This is a genomic window from Saccharopolyspora tripterygii, from assembly GCF_054778355.1.
Map to the genome: position 1 here is coordinate 22,366 of NZ_BAAGZP010000042.1, position 17,197 is coordinate 39,562.

The following is a 17,197-nucleotide window of genomic DNA, read 5'->3' on the forward strand; positions in this document are numbered from 1 at the left end:
GGGAAATGTTCATTATGAACACGATGTGCATAGTGCACAAATCCGATGCCGTGCGGGGTGCGCGGTGGGGGGCGTGCGCGATGATTCGGGGCGACACCGTGGTGCAGGGAGGACGGACTCATGGATGAAGGAGAGCGTCGGCTGATCGACCTCGAACGGGAGCTGACCCTCCTGTCGAGGCACTTCGTGGCCTCGCGCGGACCTCGCTCGGGCCAGGAGCTCGAACGCTCGGCTTACGTCCTGCTGACCCGGCTGGAGGTCGACGAGCCGCTCACGCTCAAGGAGCTGGCGCACACGTTCCACGTCGGGGTCTCGACCATCAACCGGCAGGTGAGTCCCATGCTCCAGAAGGGGCTGGTCGAGCGGATCCCGGATCCCGACGGAGGCATGGCCCGCAAGTACCGCCCCACATCCCTCGGCCTCGAACAGCTCCGGGCCGACCGGGAGATCAGCCTCGAAGGCACGGCGCGACTCCTCGCGACCACGGAGTGGCCGGATGAGGTGACGCAGCACTTCCTGACCTTGCTGGGTGAGCTCAACCAGGGAATCGAACGACTGGAGGGCATGCCCCTCGAACGTTCACCGCAGTGTGACGCGACGTCTGCTGGGGATAAGTGAGTCCGACTCGTGGCGCGCCGCCGCACGCGATCGAACGACGCGGCGCGATGGGACGTTCGGAGGTCCGCCGAGCGCTGATGGGTCGGCTCGCCCGCGGCCGCTCGGTCGTTGCCCGCTTCGAAGGCCGAGAGCTCAAGCGTCGGTAGCATCGCCGCAGCGGTGGTGGCCTCTCCGGCAGAAGTCCGCAATCCGATGCGCGGGTGGAGGTTTCCGGCTCGCTGCTGCTGCTTCGGCCGGAACACCGCAGATTCGGCTCGCAATTCAGTTCTGCTCGCACCAGGAGATCCCGATGGAAGACCAGAGCCTTCGAGGCAAAGTAGCGATCGTCACCGGAGGTGCTTCCGGGATCGGAGGGGCGACCACCCGGCTGTTCGCCGCGCGCGGTTGCCGCGTCGTCGTAGTGGACTTGCAGGAGGAGGCCGGCGAGGCGCTGGTTCAGGAGCTCGGTGAGTCGATCGTGTTGCTGCGCGGTGACGTGTCCGATCCGGAGGTGTCCCGCTCTGCTGTGGCGAAGGCTGTGGAGCGCTTCGGAAAGCTCGACGTGCTGGTGAACAACGCCAGCGTGTCGCGGCAGAAGCCCTTCGAGGAGCAGACCGATGACGACTGGAAGCTCGCGATGGACACCGGTCTCTACGCCACCCGCAACTTCATGCTCGCGGCCTTTCCCGAGCTGAAGAAGGCGGGCAGTGCCGCGGTCGTCAACTTCGGGTCCGGGGCCGGGCTCGAAGGCCAGCCCAACCAGGCTTCGTACGCAGCGGCCAAGGAGGCCATCGGCGGGCTCAGCCGGGTCGTCGCCAATGAGTGGGCGAAGCACAACATCCGGGTCAACGTGGTGTGCCCCATGGCTCTGACCGGTGGTGTCGTCAAGTGGGCTGAGGCTCGCCCGGAGCAGTACGAGCTGTCGGCGTCGAAGGTTCCGCTCGGTCGCTTCGGCGACCCGGACCGCGATGTCGCTCCCATCGTCGCCTTCCTCGCCGGTGACGACGCCCGGTACATGACCGGGCAGACGGTCATGGCCGACGGTGGTGCGATCAAGCTCCGTTGATCAGCGGTGTCGTTCTCGGTCCGGACGGGCGCGTTTCGCGTTCGTGGCCAGTCGTGGGCGAGCTGATTTCGATGCCGGGATCTCGTGGTCGATGATGACGAACGCGATCATCGACCACGAGACGCCGCGGCTTCCGGCTGAACGGCGGATGCGTGACTCACGCACCGGAGCAGGACGTCGGGGCCTCGCCTCCAGCGAGCAGCGACCCGGCGAACCGCTGAGCCGAGGGCTGCGCGGCGTCGATGACCCCCCGGTGGTCGGCCCCCTCGAAGGTCTCGTAGCCGACCTGCGGGTAGCGGGAGCACAGCATCTGGATCATCTGGTCCGTCCCCGGCTTCGCCACCAGCACGTCCTCGGTGCCCTGCAGCACCAGCGTCGGGACCCGCAGCGCCACGTCCTCGGGCTCCTGCGACCTCAGGTACTCGGTGAGCCCGTCGAGGTCGGCGCCCTCCCGGAAGATGCGGTCCGCGCGCACCGAGGCGACTGCGTCCTTGATGCCGCCGTGACAGGTCTGACGTGCGGCGTCCAACACCGGCCGTGCCTGCGGGTCCAGCAGGTCTGCCGGCACGATTCCCGGGTCAGCGGCGGCGGACCCGATCAGCATCGTCGGCAGGAACGGCAGGATCGCGCGCACGCGGTCCTCACCGGTCAGCTCCTGGAAGTACGCGGCGGTGTCGCCGGTCCGGAAACCGCCGGGTGCGAGGGAAATCGCACCGCGCAGGTTCAGCCCGGTGCCGCGCTGGTCGGCCGCGGCGGTGAACAGCGCCGCGTGCCCTCCTTGGCTGTGTCCCACCGCGAACCACTGGGTGCCGATTCCTGGATCGAGCTCGCGGGCCGCGCGGACGATGTCGGTCACCGCGTTCGCCGCGCTGCGGCCGTTGAGGTACGGGTGCTCGCCAGGGGTGCCGAGCCCCTCGTAGTCGGTCTGCGCCACGGCGTACCCGGCCGCCAGCCATCGGTCCAGCGTCCGGTCGGTGAGCGCGACGTAGTCGTGCACCGGGCCTCCCGGCCGGTCGGCCGAGGGAGCGCACATGTCGGCCGTGCCGGTGGTGCCGTGCGCCCAGCTGATCACCGGCCAGCCACCCGGCGGTGGGGGTGTGGTGGGCACCGACACCGTTCCGGACACCGTGATCGGCTTGCCGCGGGCGTCTTCTGAGGCGTAGTCGATGAGCCATTCGTGCGGTGCGTGGCCGAGGCGCTGATGATCCAGCGGAGCGGACTGGGTCAGGGCTCCGCGGGTCGGCCGGGGCTGCGGGGTTTCCCCCATGGAACAACCGGCCAGCAGCAGTGCGGTCGCGGTCACGAGCGCGGTCGGGGACAGCCGATTCACGGTCGTTCCTCCCGTCGTGGTGTGCGGCGTCGTCAAACAGCGAACCGCACGTCGTCGGACGCTCCGCCCGCAAGTCCCACTCATCGGTAACGGTGAGAACGGCAGCGTGATTGATTCCGATAGGTATGTGCTCGGGTGTGCCGCACGAATCTGCGGACGACTGGTGTGAGGAGACGCGATGACACGCCGAATCGCCGTGACCGGATCGGCATCGGGAATCGGCAAGAGCCTGGTGGAGATGTTGCGGGACCAGGGCGACACCGTGATCGGGATCGATCGAACACCGCGGACGTTCAGGCCGACCTGGCGACCGAGCAGGGGCGCGCCTCCGCGGTGGACGAGGTCGCGGACCGCAGCGGAGGACGGCTCGATGGGATCGTCGCCTGCGCCGGAGTCTCGACCGTCGACCCGCTCGCGGTGAAGGTCAACTACTTCGGCGTCGTTCGGCTGCTGGAGGGGATTCGTCCGGTGCTCGCGGCGGGGCCGCGACCACGTGCGGCGGTGGTCGGTTCCATCGCCGGCACGCGGCCGGTGGATCAGGCCGTGATCGAGGCGTGCCTGGCCGGCGATGAGCGGTCGGCGGTGGACCGTGCGGACGCCGTGGTCGCCGAGGGAGGTGGCCAGAAGCTCTACCCCTCGTCCAAGTCGGCGCTCGCGCAGTGGTTGCGCCGGGTGTCGGTGACCGAGGACTGGGCCGGTGCCGGAATCCCGCTCAACGCCGTGGCGCCGGGCGTGGTGCTGAGCCCGATGGTGGAGTCGCTCCTGGCCGACGAGGAGATGACCCGGGTCATGGACGAGGCGGTGCCGATGCCCTTGAACGGGCACTCGGAGCCCTCGGTCATCGCCTCCGCCCTGGCGTGGCTGATCAGCGAGGACAACACGCACATCACCGGCCAGGTGCTCTACGCGGACGGTGGCGCCGAAGCGACCTTGCGCGGACCGGATCACTTCTAGGAGCTGCTGCGGCGGGGCGGTGGCGATTCCAGCGGCGAATGGACACCGCAGGCGCACAACGGCTTTCGGTGATGATCAGGGTGTGGGGTCGCGGTGCCACGATCGCGGACCCCACACCCGCTCAGCGCGGCTGCTGATGCCCGGCGCCCGCAGTCCGGTTCGGTCCCCCGAGGCCGTCCTCACGGCGCGGGGTCGAAGCCCAGTGCCGCCAGCAGCCGGGGGGATTCCTCCCGTCCGTCAAGAACCCGGCTGGTGCGCCTCGTGACGCGCCAGCCTTGAGCGCAGCGGTGAAGCTCCCAGCGGTTGGCCGTGGCGCGGCGCACCACGAACCGGCCACCGTCGTGCACGATCATCAGCGAGTGGCACACGGCCACGGCGTCGTTGCCCTCGATGGTCACGTGCGCCGGACCGAGGAAGTGCGCGCAGCCGGCGGCGATCCAACCCTGGTGCCGCGGACCGGAGATCATCGCGCGGATCTCGTCGCGGCCGTGCATCGTCAGCTCGTCTACGTCGTGGGTGCCCTCGGGTTCCCAGAGGTCGGCGACCTCTTCGGCACTCCCGCTGTCGACCAGCGGGCCGTAGCTGGTGATCAGCCGGGTGATCTCCTGCTCGTCTTCGAGCTGCCGCAGGCGGACTTCCAGGTCGGCGAGGCTCGCGGTTGGCTCGGTCATCGGTCGCCTCCGGCCGGGTTGAGCTTCGCCAGTGCCTCGAGCTGCTCGCAGTAGTGCTCGACCGACCGCGCCCGCAGCTGGACGCTCACGATCGTGGCGCCGGGGTGGCGAACAGCGTCCATCCGCGTCCGGGCCGCCTCCGGGCCCCCGGAGGGGTCCAGCAGCCGACCTGCGGGCGGCACGACCTCGAACCCCTCCCGCGCGCCGGCGTTGGCCAGCATCTCCTGGAGCTGTTCGGAGCTGAGCCCGAACGGCACCCAGCCGTCTCCGAGCGTGGTCGCGCGACGAAGGGATCGGGTGGTCCGGCCGCCGATCCACAACGGGACCCGATCCTGAACGGCGTGCGGTTCGACCACGAAGCCCTCGTAGTCGTAGTGCTCGCCGTGGTGCGCGGGCTCGCGCTGTGACAGGCTCGTCCGCAGCGCGGCGAGCGCCTCGTCGGCACGGGGTCCCCGTCCGGTGAACTGGGCGTCGAGCAGGGCGAACTCCTCCGCCAGGCTGCCCACGCCGACTCCGAGGATCAGCCGGCCGCCGGAAACCCGGTCGAGGGTTCCGTAGCGCTTGGCGATCTCCAGCGGGTGGTGGTAGCCGAGCACCAGGACCTGCGTGGCGAAGCGGATGGTGGTGGTGCGCGCCGCCAGGTAGCCGAAGGTGGCGAGGGGGTCCCAGTAGGTCGCACCGCGCTGTTCGGCGACGTCGCTGGGCACGGCCACGTGCTCGCTGCACGTGAGGTGGTGGAACCCGAGCCGGTCGGCCGTCTCGGCGATCTTGCCGAGATCCTCGACGTCGGCTGCGCGTTCCCACTCCGAATGCGCACCGGGCACTCGGGTCACGATCGGACTCGCGATGCCGATCTTCATCCGCACATCCCTTCTGGTGGAAGCCCTCGACCACGTCTAGTCGAGTGCGCCGCTGCCTGAAGGGTTCGTCTCGGTCACCGGGAAGACTTCGCCGCGTCGTGTGCGAGTTGCCGGGTCGAACGGCGTCAGATCAGGACTTTCGCATCATGCACATCGCTGCTACCGTTCCTCACGGAAGCTGGAATTCATTTCAGTTCTGTTCGCCGATGAACCGGGCCGAGGGGAAACCATGACCGTCCCTTCCGTTCGCGAGAACGTTGACTCCTCGCGTCGCGACTGGCCACCGTCGATGGTGGAGCGAATGACCCTGATCCTCGATGCGTTCGAGCCCTCCTCGGCTCGACTCACGCTGGAGGATGTCGCTCGACGAACCCGGCTCCCCAGGTCGACCACCCACCGGATCCTGGATCAGCTGGTCCGGCTCGAATGGTTGCGGCACAGCGCCGTCGGCTACTCCCTCGGTCGGCGCGCGTTGAGCCTCGGCGGCCAGGCCCACGCTCACGGTGATCTGCGCAGTGCCTCCGCCCCGCTGCTGCACGACATCCACATGAAGACCGGAATGGTCGTCCACCTCGGGGTTCTGGAGGGGGCTGAGATGTGCTACTTGGACAAAGTGGGGGCCGGTTCGCAGCGTCGGTGCCCTCGCGAGTCGGCAGCCGGGTGCCTGCGCACTCCACCGCTCTGGGCAAGGCTGTGCTGGCCTGGATCGAGCCCGAAGCGGTGGACGAGCTGTTCGGCGAGGAGATCGGGCGGATGACGGACCGAACGATCTCCGAGCTCGGGACCCTGCACCAGGAGCTCAATCGCATCCGCCAGCGCTTCGGGCTGGCTTTCGAGCGGGGTGAGTGCGTCCGCTCGCTGGGCTGCGTCGCGGCCGCGATCCGCGGACCGGAAGGCCCGGTGGGCAGCATCTCGGTCGTCGGCCAGGTGCAGGCACCGCTGGAGAAGGTGGCGCCCTTGGTGGTCGACGCGGCGCGGCAGGTCGCCCACGCTCTGCACCCGCGCGTGCCGAGATCCCTTTCGTGGCAGCGAATGCACGGGGTCAAGGCCGAGAATACCTGGTCGAGCGCGACGTTGGACCGGATGATGGCAGCGGGAAACAGCGACTGGTTCTGACACCGCCGGATCGTGCTCAGCCCTCGCCCCAGTCCCAGACCTCCGGTAGGGCCGGGTTCCGGGACGATTCCGAAACCACCCCGGAAGAACACCAGGGTTCTCCAGCTCCACGACCTCGCCGATCACCACGTCGTGGTCACCTGCGGAGTGCACGTCGCGCACCTGCGCGTGCACCCGCAGGAGAACACCGGGCAGCTCGATGAGCGGGAGGCGCGCTGAAGCCGTGCGCCGACCTCGCCGGGCACGGGCGAGGATCCCGCTGAACGAGAGTTCCGATCCATGTTTCGCACGACCGCACCTACCGTGCACGGGGCAATCGACACTTCTTGGGGAGCTGGCCGCGAGATGACCGAACTGAGCTATGAGTCCACGCTGCGCGAGCTGCGGACGGACCACGGTGTGCTGCGCTACCACGAGGCCGGTGCGGGGCCGCCGCTGCTGATGCTGCACGGTTCCGGCCCAGGTGTCACCGGGTGGCGCAACTTCCGCGACAACCTCGCGGCCTTCGCGCAGCACTTCCGCTGCCTGGTGCTGGAATTCCCGGGTTTCGGGGTCAGCGATGACACCGACGAGCCGCCCATGGCGGCCGCACCGGCCGCTGTCCGCCGGTTCCTCGACGGTCTCGGACTCGGCCAGGTCGACGTGATCGGCAACTCGATGGGTGGCATCGTCGCGACCCGGTTCGCGATCAGCGACCCCGAGCGCGTGCGCCGGCTGGTGACCATCGGCGGCATGGGGCGTCAGATCGTCAGCCCGTCGCCGGGCGAGGGCATCAACCTGCTGATGGAGTTCACCGAGGAGCCCACCAGGGAACGGCTCGTGGCCTGGCTGAACTCGATGGTCTACGACCGCGGGCTGGTGACCGAGGAGTTGATCGAGGAGCGCTGGGCGCACGCCACCGAGCCGAGCACGCTGGCGAGCGCCCGGAAGATGTACAGCCGCGAGGCGTTCGCGGCCACGGCCGCCGCTGCGGCCAGGTCCACCGAGCCGCCCTACTGGGCGATGCTGCACAAGGTTCAGGCCAGGACCTTGATCACGTGGGGCCGAGACGATCGCGTCAGCCCGGTGGACATGGCGTTGCTGCCGATGCGCACGATTCCCGATGTCGAGCTGCACATCTTCCCCGACTGCGGCCACTGGACGATGATCGAGAAGAAGGACGCCTGGGAGAGCGCGGTTCTGGCGTTCCTGACGCGAGAAGACCGACCATGACGGCGAGTGCCTGCTCGACCGGCTTTCGCTGACGATGGGTTATGCGGGCGTCTGCTCCAGCTTTCTCAAGCACGCCGAACGGGCCGCTCGGAGGTACGGCGTGTCCGGTGCGGCGATTCTCAGTTGATCGAACTCGCCGTGGCCCTCGCGGACCGCGGCGACCACACCGAATCGAGGGCCGGCTGGTGCCGAATTCCGTTCTGACCGCCGTCGAGGAGCGCGCGGAGGAGATCACCGCCGCAGCCGCCTCCAACGAGCGGCTCGGCAAGCTCGACGACCGCGCTGCCAAGGCGCTCCGCGAGACCGGCGTGATCAAGATGCTGCAACCGGCGCGCTACGGGGGAGCCGAGGCTCACCCGGCCGAGTTCGCCGAAGCGGTGATGAAGGTCGCCGGCTACGACGGGTCGACCGGCTGGGTCGCCGGGATCGTGGGCGTGCACCCCTGGGAGATGGCGATGGCCGATCCCCGGGTGCAGGAGGAGATCTGGGGCGGCGACCACGACACCTGGATCGCCTCGCCCTACGCCCCGATGGGCGTGCTCACGCCGGTGGAGGGCGGCTACCGGTTCAACGGCCACTGGCAGTTCTCGTCCGGTACCGATCACTGCGACTGGATCTTCCTCGGTGCTCTCCTCGGGGATGAGCAGGGCAACACCCTCCAGCCGCCGGTGTCCTACCACGTGATCCTGCCGCGGTCGGACTACGAGATCGTCGAGGACTCCTGGGACGTCGTGGGCCTGCGCGGGACCGGCAGCAAGGACATCATCGTCGAGGACGCCTTCATCCCGTCCTACCGGGTGATCCCGTTCAACAAGATGCTCGACGGGTCGGCTCCCCGGGAAGCCGGGCTGGAGAACCCGAGCTACCACGTTCCTTTCACCACCGCGTTTCCACTGGGCATCACCTCGGCCGTGATCGGCATCTGCGAGGGCGCGCTGGCGCAGCACATGGCCTACCAGCGCACGCGCGTTCAGATCACCGGCACCAAGGTCAAGGACGATCCCTACGTCCTGTACGCGATCAGCGAGGCGGCCGCTGAGATCCACGCTTCTCGCGTCGCGTTGCTGGACAACGTGTCCAGGATCTACGACAAGGTCGCGGCGGGGGAGCAGATCAGCTTCGGGGAGCGCGCGGTCAGCCGCCGCACCCAGGTCTCCGCGGCCTGGCGCGCGGTCCGCGCGATGGACGAGATCGTCGCCCGCTCCGGCGGCAACGGCCTGCGCATGGACAACCCGATCCAGCGCTTCTGGCGCGACGGGCACATGGGCATGGTGCACGCCATCCACGTGCCGGGTGCGGTCTTCCACGTGTCGGCCTTGACCGAGCTCGACGTCGATCCGCCGCCCGGGCCGTTGCGCTCGATGATCTGACGCCCGGTTCGCAGACCTCAACGGAAGATCAGGGCCGGGTGCGTCGGATCGAGATCGCGCGCCCGGTGAGCAGAGATTGGATGGACACGATGCCCCAGATCCGCGGTCTCGGATATCTCACGGTGCAGACCCAGAACCTCGACCGTTGGCGCGAGCTCACGGTGGAAGCACTGGGCTTCCAGGAAACCACGGGCCCGAACCCGGGCGGGCTCTACCTGCGCATGGACGAGCGGGAATCCCGGCTGATCGTGCTGCCGGGCGAGCGCGACCGGGTGGTCGCGGTCGGGTGGGAGGTGCGCGACCAGTTCGCCCTCGCCGAGGTGACTCGCGCCGTCGAGGTGTCGGGAACGCCCGTCACATCGTTGTCGCAGGCCGAGTGCGATGAGCGTCGAGTGGAAGCGGCCATCGGCTTCGAAGACCCGACCGGTACGCCCCTGGAGGTGTTCTTCGGGCCGGTGCTCGACCACAGCCCGGTGCGCACCCGGCACGCGCACCGCTTTGTCACCGGCGAACAGGGGATGGGCCACGTCGTGCTGCCCAGCACCTGCCCCGAGGAGACAGTGAAGTTCTACACCGAGGTGCTCGGTTTCCTGCCGCGCGGCGCGGTCCGCCTGGGCGGTCCCGCCGCGAACGCCGTGCCGCCGCGCCGAGTGCGGTTCATGGGCGTGAACGAAGGTCACCACAGCCTGGCGGTCTGCCCGGCCCCGCACGGCGAGCCGCCCGGGCTGGTGCACCTGATGGTCGAGGTGGAAGAGATCGACACCGTCGGCCGTGCGCTCGACGAGGTCAACAGCCGCGGCTACTCGTTGTCCTCGACGCTGGGCCGGCACACCAACGACAAGGCCATCTCGTTCTACGTCCGGGCACCCGGTGGCTGGGACATCGAGTACGGCTGCGACGGACTGCGCGTCGATGAGACCTACTACACGGCAGAGGAGATCACCAAGGACAGCTACTGGGGCCACGACTGGTCCGGTTCGGAGCCGCTCGCGGCGTTCAGCGAGCAGGACTGAACCACCGCGCGCCCGGTCCGGCAGTCGCAGGTCGCGGTGACCGTCTGATCCGAATCACCTGTGCGAGAACGAGAGCACCGCGCTCCCCGGGGAGCGCGGTACTCTCGTTCTCGGGTGGGTCAGGTTCGTTCCTCGGGCGGCAGCAGGCTTTTCGAGGCTTCGTGCGCGCGGAGGGCGAGCGCGGCGCGATCGGGGCCATTGCGCTTCTCGGCGGCTTCGGCGTTGCCTCCGGCCACCAGCACCGGGCCGTGGGGGAGCTGCGCGAGGCCTTCCCGCGCCACATAGTCGGGTTCGGCGACGGGAAGTCCCGGGATGTCGAAGTTGAGCCCGGCTCGTTCCATCGCCGGTGTTCGCGTCACTCCGAGAACCAGCTCCAGCACGTCGACTCCGTGGTCCCGCAGTTCGAGCCACAGCCCTTCGGCGAAGACCCGGGAGAACGCCTTGGCAGCGGAATACACACCGATCTGCGCTTGGCCCAGGTAACCCGCCATCGAGCCGACCAGCAGCAGCCCGCCCCGGCCGCGCTCCTTCATGAGCGCGCCGAAGTGGTGGGTGAGCGTCAGCTGGGCGGTGATGTTCAGGTCGATCACGTCATTCACCCGGTCGAGATCGCTGGTGACGAACTCGTGCCCGTAGCTGTTGGCTCCGGCGTTGAAGATCAGCAGCCCCACGTCGAGATCGTCGGTCACCGACCTGATGGACTTCAGCGCTTCCGGGGCGAGCAGGTCCAGCTCCACGGTGCGTACCTGAACCCCTTTGGCCCGGACCTCCTCCGCCGTGGCCGCCAGCGGACCGGGCTTGCGCGCGATCAGGATCACGTTGATCCCGGCGTCGGCGAGCTGGTGGGCGAACGAGGCACCCACGCCCTCGGAACCACCGGCGATGAGCGCCCCCGGGCCGTACTTCGCGACATCGAACACGTCAGTCCTCCACCTGGATCGGGATCTCTCCTCGGGCCGTCGCGGCGCGCACCGAATCCCGCAACGCGGTGCAACCGCTGAAGAACCGGTCGTTCGGCCCGGTTCCCGGTTGAGCGGTTCGCCGCTCAACGCACCTGCGCATCGCCTCGGCGTGCCACTGGATGCTGGTCTGGTCCCAGCTGCTCTTGCGCACCTCGACCTGTCCGCCGCACCGGTGGCAGTCGACGGGCAGCATGGGGCAATCGGCCAGCCGGACATCGCTGCGGACGGCCATCAGACGTCCTGTCCCGCAGCGGTTTTCGCCAGGTTCGACTCGACCTCGCGGCGCCACGCTTCGTTGGGTCGGGTCGTGTCGATCTCGTACTCGAAGCGGTCCACCATCTCGGGCGCCACGTCGGCCACGTCGACGTAGAACTGCTCGTACCACCGGCGCAGCTGGTACACGGGCCCGTCTTCCTCGCAGAGCAGCGGGTTGTCGATCCGGGACTTGTTGCGCCAGATCTGCACGTCCTGCTCGAACCCGATCTTGATGAACTCGCCCATCTTCCGGGCCATCCTGTCGGCTTCCTGCCCGGGGATCCGGTCGGAGCGCTTGACGATGATCCCGTACTGCAGCACGAACGAGTTCGCGGTGATCGGGTAGTGGCAGTTGATGAGCACTGACTCGACGTCGCCGTCCCCGTAGTGGTAAGTCAGATCGTCGATCATGAACGAGGGGCCGTGGTAGGAGGCCACCGAGGTGTTGCCGAGCATCGCGGGGGCGCCGCTGCCGGACTTCTGAGGACGCGCGTCCTCGCGCGCGACCCCGTTCTGGACCTGGGTGGCGACGTGACCTTCGAAGACGTTCTTGAAGTACGTCGGGAAGGAGTAGTGGACGTAGAAGAAGTGGGCCATGTCCACGACGTTGTCGACGATCTCGCGGCAGTGCGCGTTGTCGATCGTCACGGAGTACCACTGCCAGTCGGTCCAGCCGTCGTCGGTGGCACCTTCGATGCGCGGGATCGCGACCTCGGGTGGCGGCGGGTTGCCCTCCGGGTCGTTCCACACGAAGAACATGCCGTCCTGCTCCAGGGTCGGCCACGTCGAGGTGCGCGCGCGCATCGGGACCCGGCGCGCGTAGGGGATGTTCTTGCACTTGCCGTCGCCGCCCCAGCGCCAGTCGTGGAACGGACAGGCGATCTGGTCGCCCTTGACCTCGCCCTGCGACAGATCGCCACCCATGTGCCTGCAATAGGCGTCGAGCACGTTGAGGTCGCCTCGGGAATCGGCCCAGACGACGAGCTTCTGCCCGAACGCGCGCACGGTGTGCGGTGTGCCGTCCTTGAACCCGTCGGCGAGTCCCAGGCAGTGCCATCCACGGGCGAACCGGGTGGGTGCGTCGTCCACCTCGATCTGCCGGACCTCCTCCACAGCGGTCATGCCGGTCCTCCTCTCCTCGGGCGGTGCGCCTCGGCTGAAAGTAGGTCGCCACCTCGCCGGAGGGGGTGCTGATCCCACTGACCGGTACCCCGGAAGCTGACAACTCCGGAACAGGCGCTCGTGCCGCCGAGACGGTCGGTCTTCTCCAGCACGACCGTCCGCAGTCGTTGTCGGGCGGCCACCAGCGCTCCGGTCACGGCATCGGCGCCGGAGCCGACCACCACCACTTCGTGCTCCTCGTCGCTCGATCGGGGAACTCAGCGCGGGATCAGACAAGCGCAGACCCGCCGACCCGGGTGGGGCTGGTCCCGGTGAGCGGTACGTTGACGGCGACCAGCACGCGGTGAACCCGCACAATGGGATGCGCAACCGGATCGATCGAGGGGAATCAGGTGCCTAGAATCGCCGAGGCCCGACCGGCCGCGGAGCCCACCTCGCGGGAGCAGCGGGCGCGTCGGCGCCGCATCCTGAAGGCGGCCGCGAGCCTTGCCGCCGAGCGCGGACTCGATCGCGTGCAGATGCAGGACGTGGCGAAGGACGCCGGCGTCGCGATCGCCACGCTCTACCGCTACTTCCCCTCCAAGACGCACCTGTTCACCGCGGTGATGGCCGATCAGGTGGAGCAGGTGGACGAATCGGCGCGCCCGCCGCGCGAGGGCCAGGATCCGGTGGAAGCCGTGTGCGACCTGCTGCTGCGCTCCAGCCGCGCGCTGCTGAGCAAGCCGCTGCTGGCGAGCGCGATGATCCAGTCCAACATGCAGGCCAACGCCGCCACCGTGGCCGAGGCCGTCCGCATCGACAAGATGATGCAGGGCGCGGTGCTGCGGATCCTGGGCATCGAGGATCCCACGGTCCAGGACGTGCGGATCGTGAGCCTGGTCGCCGAGTGCTGGTACGGGATGTTGAGCTCGGCGCTCAACGGACGGCTGTCGATGACGGACGTCGAGTCGGAGATCAACCTCGCGTGCGAGCTCCTGCTCGCTGCTCGTTCCAACGCCCCGGCCCGCACGAGCTGAGTTTCGCGAGCGGCGAGTGCGTGCGCTGCCACCGCCACCCAGCAGGGCCACCACGTGGTTTCAGGGCGGGACGCAGCGCGGTGACACCGCGCCACCCGACGGCGGCCGCACTGGCGGGGCCGTCGTCGGGTGCCGTCATGAGGTGGGGTCCACCTGGGTGCGGATCACTTTGCCGGTGGCGTTGCGGGGGAGCCCTTCGTGGGTGATCCGCCACCGGGCGGGCACCTTGTAGCGGGCCAGCTGATCGCGGGCGTAGTCCTGCAGATCGTCTTCGGTGAGCGGGCTGCCGACTGCGGTGACCACAACCGCGCACACCTCTTGGCCGAGGTCGGGATGGGGCGCACCCAGCACCGCGCACTCCTGGACCTCCGGGTGCTCGGCGAGCACCCCCTCGACCTCCGCGGGGTACACGTTCTCGCCACCCCGGATGATCAGGTCGGACCGGCGGCTGCTGAGCCGGAGCCGTCCGCGCTCGATGATCCCGATGTCGCCGGTGTGCAACCATCCGTCCTCCCGGATGGTGCTGGCCGTTGCCTCCGGGTCGTTCCAGTAGCCGAGCATGTTGTAGGCGCTGCGGACGCACACCTCGCCCTCCTGGCTTTCGGCGAGCGGGGTGCCGAGGGGATCGCGGATCTCGAGCTCGACGCCGGCGATCGGGCGGCCGAGGGTGTTGGGCAGCTCCGCGAGATCGGCGGGGGTGGCCGCGGTGAGCGCTGTGCAGGTCTCGGTCATCCCGTAGCTGTCCACGAGGGTTCGCTCGGCCACGGGGAGCTTCTCCCGCAGCCGTTGCTTGAACGCCGCGGACGACGGTGCCGTGGCGAGGGCGAACGCGGTCAGCGACGACAGGTCGTACCGGGAGAGGTCGTCGTGCTCCACCAACCGGTGCGCCTGCGTCGGCACGGCAGCCCAGTTGGTGACCCGTTCGCGCTCCACCAGGCTGAGCACCTCGTCCACCTTGAACCCGCCCCGGTGCAGGACGACGGTGCTGCCGGTGGCAAGCCGGGGCACGGCCAGGTTGTGCAGGCACGCGATGTGGAACAGGGGCAGCGCCAGCAGGTACTTGCGGTCCTGGGGCGCGATCGGGTCGCCCATGGCGGCGGCGAACGCGTCGTTCATGCGGTGGTATTCCACGACCGAGCACACGTTGCGGTGCGAGTGGACCGCGCCCTTGGGACGTCCGGAGGTCCCGCTGGTGAACAGCACGATCGCGGGGTCGTCCTCGGCCACCTCGGCGTTCGGCAGCGCGGCGCCCGCGAAGCGCTCGACCAGCTCGCCGATCCGCTCCATCGGGAGCACGTCGATGCCGGAGCCCGTCACCAACGCGGCCTGCGGGGCGTCGGCCACGACCAGGACCGGCTCCGTGAGCCGCAGCCCGTGCTCCATCTCCGGGGACGACCACCAGGCGTTGCACCCGACCGCGATGGCACCCAGCGAGATCACCGCCCAGAAGGTGACGATCCACTCCGGTTCGTTGGCCGCGGCGATCGCGACCCGATCACCCTTGCCGACCCCGTGCTCGTCCCGCAGCGCAGCCGCCAGCGCGGCGACCTGTTCGGCGTGCCCGCGGAAGGTGATCCGCTCGTCCGCCGTCACGATGTAGTCGCGGTCGCCGTGATCGATGCTGGCGGTGAGCAGTTCGGTCAGAGACCTGGCGCGGTTCTTGAACACCGCTAGCCGCGTGCCGCGCACATCGTCCTCGACGAGCTCGAAGTGGCCACCGGGCCCGGTCAGGCGGTGCCGGGCGGCTGCAACAGCAGTTTCCGGATCGATGGTGCTCATCTGCGGGCGTTCCTCCTGCTGCTGGCGGGGATGCTGCGCATGACAGCGTGCGGCACCGAGGGCCTTCGGATGGGGCGCGATTCCGTTCATCGGGACGGCTCCGCGGTCATGCTCCCGATGAGCGGGACCGACGGCGGGCCGGGCAGCCGAACCGGCCTACCGTCCCGGCAACCCAGTGGAACAGGAGTGCTCGTGACCACCACACCCCCGCTCGTCCCGGACGTCTTCAGCCCCGGCAAGATCGGTCCGCTGACGCTGCGCAACCGGACGATCAAGGCCGCCACCTACGAAGGTTTGAGCCACAAGGGGAAGGTCACCCAGGACCTGGTCGACTTCCACGTCCGGCACGCGGCCGGCGGCGTCGGCATGACCACGGTCGCGTACTGCGCGGTGTCACCGGAAGGCCGGACCGATCGTCACCAGCTCCTCTGGACCGACCAGGCGCTACCGGGCCTGCGCAAGCTCACCGAGGCCGTGCACCAGGAGGGGGCCGCCGTGGCGGCGCAGATCGGGCACGGCGGCCCGGTCGCGAACCCGAAGGCCAACGGGGTTCCGGCGCTCTCACCGAGCAAGCACTTCCACAAGACCACGCTGAGCTTCGCCAAGGAAGCCACCCCGCACCAGTTGCGGCGGATCGTCAAGGATCACGTTCATGCGGCGCGGATGGCGATCGAGGCCGGCTTCGACGCGATCGAGGTGCACCTGGGGCACAACTACCTGGCGAGCTCGTTCTTGAGCCCGAAGATCAACCACCGCGAGGATTCCTACGGGGGGGAGCCTGGAGAACCGGGCCCGCTTCGCGCGGGAGGTCCTCCAGGCCGTCCGGGACGCCGTCGGTGACCGGATCGCGATCATCAGCAAGCTCAACATGGATGACGGTGTGTCGGGCGGGTTCTGGCTGGACGAGGCCATCGCGGTGGCGCAGTGGCTGGAATCCGACGGCTCGCTCGATGCGCTGGAGATGACTGCGGGCAGCTCGTTGAGCAACCCGATGTACCTGTTCAAGGGTGATGCGCCCCTGGACGCCTTCGCGGAGGTCATGCCCCAGCCGATCAAGCTCGGGGCGAAGCTGGTGGGCCACAGGATGCTGCGCGAGTACCCCTACCAGGACGGGTACCTGCTGGAGGACGCCCGGCAGATCCGGGCCGCGGTGAAGCTGCCGATGATCCTGCTCGGTGGCATCACGAACAAGGACGTGATCGACCGCGGGATGGCGGACGGGTTCGAGTTCGTGGCCATGGCGCGGGCCCTGCTGCGGGAGCCGGACCTGATCAACCGCATGCGGGCGGATTCGAGCGTCCGGTCGTTGTGCAACCACAACAACCGGTGCATGCCCACCAACTTCACCGGCGCGCGCTGCGTGCTGGTGGACCGCAGCAGCACCCGTTCCGAGAGCTGGGGCACCGATGCCGGCTACGTCTCCTGAGGCAGCGGAGGCGGTGCCCGGCGACGCGAGACGATCGCCGACCTGCTGCTCGACCGGTTGGGTGACCAGTGGGCCCGGGCTGCGTTCCCGGGAACGGACCTGGACTTGGGACGACGTGGTCCGGAAGAGCGCGACCAGGGCCGCTCTGCTCCGGGAGATGCGCGACGAGCGCCGCCCGTTCCACCTCGGCGTGCTGCTCTGGATGTGCGCGAGGCACCGGATCAGCGCCGGCTCCGGCAGGAGCTCCGCGAGCACTTAGCCGGGCTGCTGCCGCGGAGGAACGCAGGCTGGTGGGTGGCCGGTGGGGAGCTCCCGTCCGGCCACCCACTTGTGGCGGGTTACGCGCCGGTGTGGAGGCCCTTCGAGATGAGGTCCATGACCGACGAGTCGGCCAGGGTGGTGACGTCGCCGACTTCGCGGTTTTCGGCGACGTCGCGCAGCAGGCGGC

Annotated in this window: 21 protein-coding genes and 1 pseudogene; 14 read left to right on the top strand and 8 right to left on the bottom strand. The window is 69.0% G+C overall.

All coding sequences use genetic code 11. The features are described from left to right. Positions 1 to 120 precede the first annotated feature (120 nt). A complete protein-coding gene (locus tag ACYVF3_RS29745; RefSeq protein WP_461157596.1) occupies positions 121 to 618 on the top strand; it encodes a MarR family winged helix-turn-helix transcriptional regulator in 498 nt (165 codons plus the stop codon). 289 nt (positions 619 to 907) lie between these two features. Then, positions 908 to 1,663, top strand: a complete 756-nt coding sequence (locus ACYVF3_RS29750) for an SDR family NAD(P)-dependent oxidoreductase (protein ID WP_461157597.1) — start codon at positions 908 to 910, stop codon at positions 1,661 to 1,663. A gap of 157 nt (positions 1,664 to 1,820) precedes the next feature. On the opposite strand, the gene ACYVF3_RS29755 is transcribed toward ACYVF3_RS29750, so the two are convergent. After that, positions 1,821 to 2,993 carry a serine aminopeptidase domain-containing protein gene (locus tag ACYVF3_RS29755; RefSeq protein ID WP_461157598.1) on the bottom strand — a complete coding sequence of 391 codons (1,173 nt, stop codon included), beginning with the start codon at positions 2,991 to 2,993 and terminating at the stop codon, positions 1,821 to 1,823. A gap of 333 nt (positions 2,994 to 3,326) precedes the next feature. Between ACYVF3_RS29755 and ACYVF3_RS29760 the strand changes: the two genes are divergently transcribed. Continuing rightward, a complete protein-coding gene (locus ACYVF3_RS29760) occupies positions 3,327 to 3,947 on the top strand; it encodes an SDR family oxidoreductase (protein WP_461157599.1) in 621 nt (206 codons plus the stop codon). 179 nt (positions 3,948 to 4,126) lie between these two features. On the opposite strand, the gene ACYVF3_RS29765 is transcribed toward ACYVF3_RS29760, so the two are convergent. After that, positions 4,127 to 4,618: a nuclear transport factor 2 family protein gene (locus ACYVF3_RS29765; RefSeq protein ID WP_461157600.1), complete on the bottom strand. Its 492-nt coding sequence runs from the start codon at positions 4,616 to 4,618 to the stop codon at positions 4,127 to 4,129. Next, positions 4,615 to 5,478 (bottom strand): LLM class F420-dependent oxidoreductase, encoded by an 864-nt coding sequence (locus ACYVF3_RS29770; protein ID WP_461157601.1) that lies wholly within the window; start codon positions 5,476 to 5,478, stop codon positions 4,615 to 4,617. The genes ACYVF3_RS29765 and ACYVF3_RS29770 overlap by 4 nt, the downstream gene beginning before the upstream one ends. Positions 5,479 to 5,779: 301 nt before the next feature. On the opposite strand from ACYVF3_RS29770, the pseudogene ACYVF3_RS29775 reads away from it, so the two are divergent. The 7 genes and pseudogenes from ACYVF3_RS29775 to ACYVF3_RS29805 form a co-directional block, all read left to right on the top strand. Further along, positions 5,780 to 5,857, top strand: a pseudogene (locus ACYVF3_RS29775) (hypothetical protein); the annotation flags it as partial. Positions 5,858 to 6,114: 257 nt separating this feature from the next. Further along, positions 6,115 to 6,594: an IclR family transcriptional regulator gene (locus tag ACYVF3_RS29780; protein WP_461157602.1), complete on the top strand. Its 480-nt coding sequence runs from the start codon at positions 6,115 to 6,117 to the stop codon at positions 6,592 to 6,594. 12 nt (positions 6,595 to 6,606) lie between these two features. Further along, positions 6,607 to 6,813 (top strand): hypothetical protein, encoded by a 207-nt coding sequence (locus ACYVF3_RS29785; RefSeq protein WP_461157603.1) that lies wholly within the window; start codon positions 6,607 to 6,609, stop codon positions 6,811 to 6,813. A gap of 126 nt (positions 6,814 to 6,939) precedes the next feature. Beyond that, entirely contained in the window at positions 6,940 to 7,806 is an 867-nt protein-coding gene (locus tag ACYVF3_RS29790; RefSeq protein ID WP_461157604.1) for an alpha/beta fold hydrolase, read from the top strand. A gap of 10 nt (positions 7,807 to 7,816) precedes the next feature. Then, positions 7,817 to 7,933, top strand: coding sequence for a hypothetical protein (locus ACYVF3_RS29795; protein ID WP_461157615.1), 117 nt, complete (start codon positions 7,817 to 7,819; stop codon positions 7,931 to 7,933). Between the two features lie 58 nt (positions 7,934 to 7,991). Next, positions 7,992 to 9,176, top strand: coding sequence for an acyl-CoA dehydrogenase family protein (locus ACYVF3_RS29800; RefSeq protein WP_461157605.1), 1,185 nt, complete (start codon positions 7,992 to 7,994; stop codon positions 9,174 to 9,176). 65 nt (positions 9,177 to 9,241) lie between these two features. Continuing rightward, a complete protein-coding gene (locus tag ACYVF3_RS29805; protein WP_461157606.1) occupies positions 9,242 to 10,189 on the top strand; it encodes a VOC family protein in 948 nt (315 codons plus the stop codon). Positions 10,190 to 10,308: 119 nt separating this feature from the next. On the opposite strand, the gene ACYVF3_RS29810 is transcribed toward ACYVF3_RS29805, so the two are convergent. From ACYVF3_RS29810 to ACYVF3_RS29825, 4 genes are read right to left on the bottom strand one after another with little or no spacing between them, the layout of a single operon-like run. Beyond that, a complete protein-coding gene (locus tag ACYVF3_RS29810) occupies positions 10,309 to 11,109 on the bottom strand; it encodes an SDR family NAD(P)-dependent oxidoreductase (RefSeq protein WP_461157607.1) in 801 nt (266 codons plus the stop codon). A gap of 1 nt (position 11,110) precedes the next feature. Then, complete coding sequence (locus ACYVF3_RS29815) at positions 11,111 to 11,383, bottom strand: ferredoxin (protein ID WP_461157608.1); 273 nt, start codon at positions 11,381 to 11,383, stop codon at positions 11,111 to 11,113. Continuing rightward, complete coding sequence (locus ACYVF3_RS29820) at positions 11,383 to 12,528, bottom strand: Rieske 2Fe-2S domain-containing protein (protein WP_461157609.1); 1,146 nt, start codon at positions 12,526 to 12,528, stop codon at positions 11,383 to 11,385. The genes ACYVF3_RS29815 and ACYVF3_RS29820 overlap by 1 nt, the downstream gene beginning before the upstream one ends. Then, positions 12,525 to 12,755, bottom strand: a complete 231-nt coding sequence (locus tag ACYVF3_RS29825) for an FAD-dependent oxidoreductase (protein ID WP_461157610.1) — start codon at positions 12,753 to 12,755, stop codon at positions 12,525 to 12,527. The genes ACYVF3_RS29820 and ACYVF3_RS29825 overlap by 4 nt, the downstream gene beginning before the upstream one ends. A gap of 165 nt (positions 12,756 to 12,920) precedes the next feature. On the opposite strand from ACYVF3_RS29825, the gene ACYVF3_RS29830 reads away from it, so the two are divergent. Further along, positions 12,921 to 13,544 (top strand): TetR family transcriptional regulator, encoded by a 624-nt coding sequence (locus tag ACYVF3_RS29830; protein WP_461157611.1) that lies wholly within the window; start codon positions 12,921 to 12,923, stop codon positions 13,542 to 13,544. Between the two features lie 135 nt (positions 13,545 to 13,679). On the opposite strand, the gene casG is transcribed toward ACYVF3_RS29830, so the two are convergent. After that, entirely contained in the window at positions 13,680 to 15,323 is a 1,644-nt protein-coding gene (gene casG, locus ACYVF3_RS29835) for a steroid-24-oyl-CoA synthetase (RefSeq protein WP_461157612.1), read from the bottom strand. A 192-nt stretch (positions 15,324 to 15,515) separates the two neighbouring features. Here casG and ACYVF3_RS29840 point away from each other — a divergent pair, with 192 nt between their 5' ends. From ACYVF3_RS29840 to ACYVF3_RS29850, 3 genes are all read left to right on the top strand, one after another. Further along, a complete protein-coding gene (locus ACYVF3_RS29840) occupies positions 15,516 to 16,163 on the top strand; it encodes an oxidoreductase (RefSeq protein WP_461157613.1) in 648 nt (215 codons plus the stop codon). Further along, positions 16,102 to 16,749 carry a beta/alpha barrel domain-containing protein gene (locus ACYVF3_RS29845; protein WP_461157616.1) on the top strand — a complete coding sequence of 216 codons (648 nt, stop codon included), beginning with the start codon at positions 16,102 to 16,104 and terminating at the stop codon, positions 16,747 to 16,749. Before ACYVF3_RS29840 ends, ACYVF3_RS29845 begins: the two co-directional genes overlap by 62 nt. A gap of 61 nt (positions 16,750 to 16,810) precedes the next feature. Next, entirely contained in the window at positions 16,811 to 17,008 is a 198-nt protein-coding gene (locus ACYVF3_RS29850) for a hypothetical protein (RefSeq protein WP_461157614.1), read from the top strand. Positions 17,009 to 17,197: the final 189 nt, after the last annotated feature.

Coding starts and splice junctions, on each gene's coding strand:
- ACYVF3_RS29745 (WP_461157596.1), top strand. CDS start 121: ATGGATGAAGGAGAGCGTCGGCTGATCGACCTCGAACGGGAGCTGACC.
- ACYVF3_RS29750 (WP_461157597.1), top strand. CDS start 908: ATGGAAGACCAGAGCCTTCGAGGCAAAGTAGCGATCGTCACCGGAGGT.
- ACYVF3_RS29765 (WP_461157600.1), bottom strand. CDS start 4,618: ATGACCGAGCCAACCGCGAGCCTCGCCGACCTGGAAGTCCGCCTGCGG.
- ACYVF3_RS29770 (WP_461157601.1), bottom strand. CDS start 5,478: ATGAAGATCGGCATCGCGAGTCCGATCGTGACCCGAGTGCCCGGTGCG.
- ACYVF3_RS29790 (WP_461157604.1), top strand. CDS start 6,940: ATGACCGAACTGAGCTATGAGTCCACGCTGCGCGAGCTGCGGACGGAC.
- ACYVF3_RS29815 (WP_461157608.1), bottom strand. CDS start 11,383: ATGGCCGTCCGCAGCGATGTCCGGCTGGCCGATTGCCCCATGCTGCCC.
- ACYVF3_RS29820 (WP_461157609.1), bottom strand. CDS start 12,528: ATGACCGCTGTGGAGGAGGTCCGGCAGATCGAGGTGGACGACGCACCC.
- casG (WP_461157612.1), bottom strand. CDS start 15,323: ATGAGCACCATCGATCCGGAAACTGCTGTTGCAGCCGCCCGGCACCGC.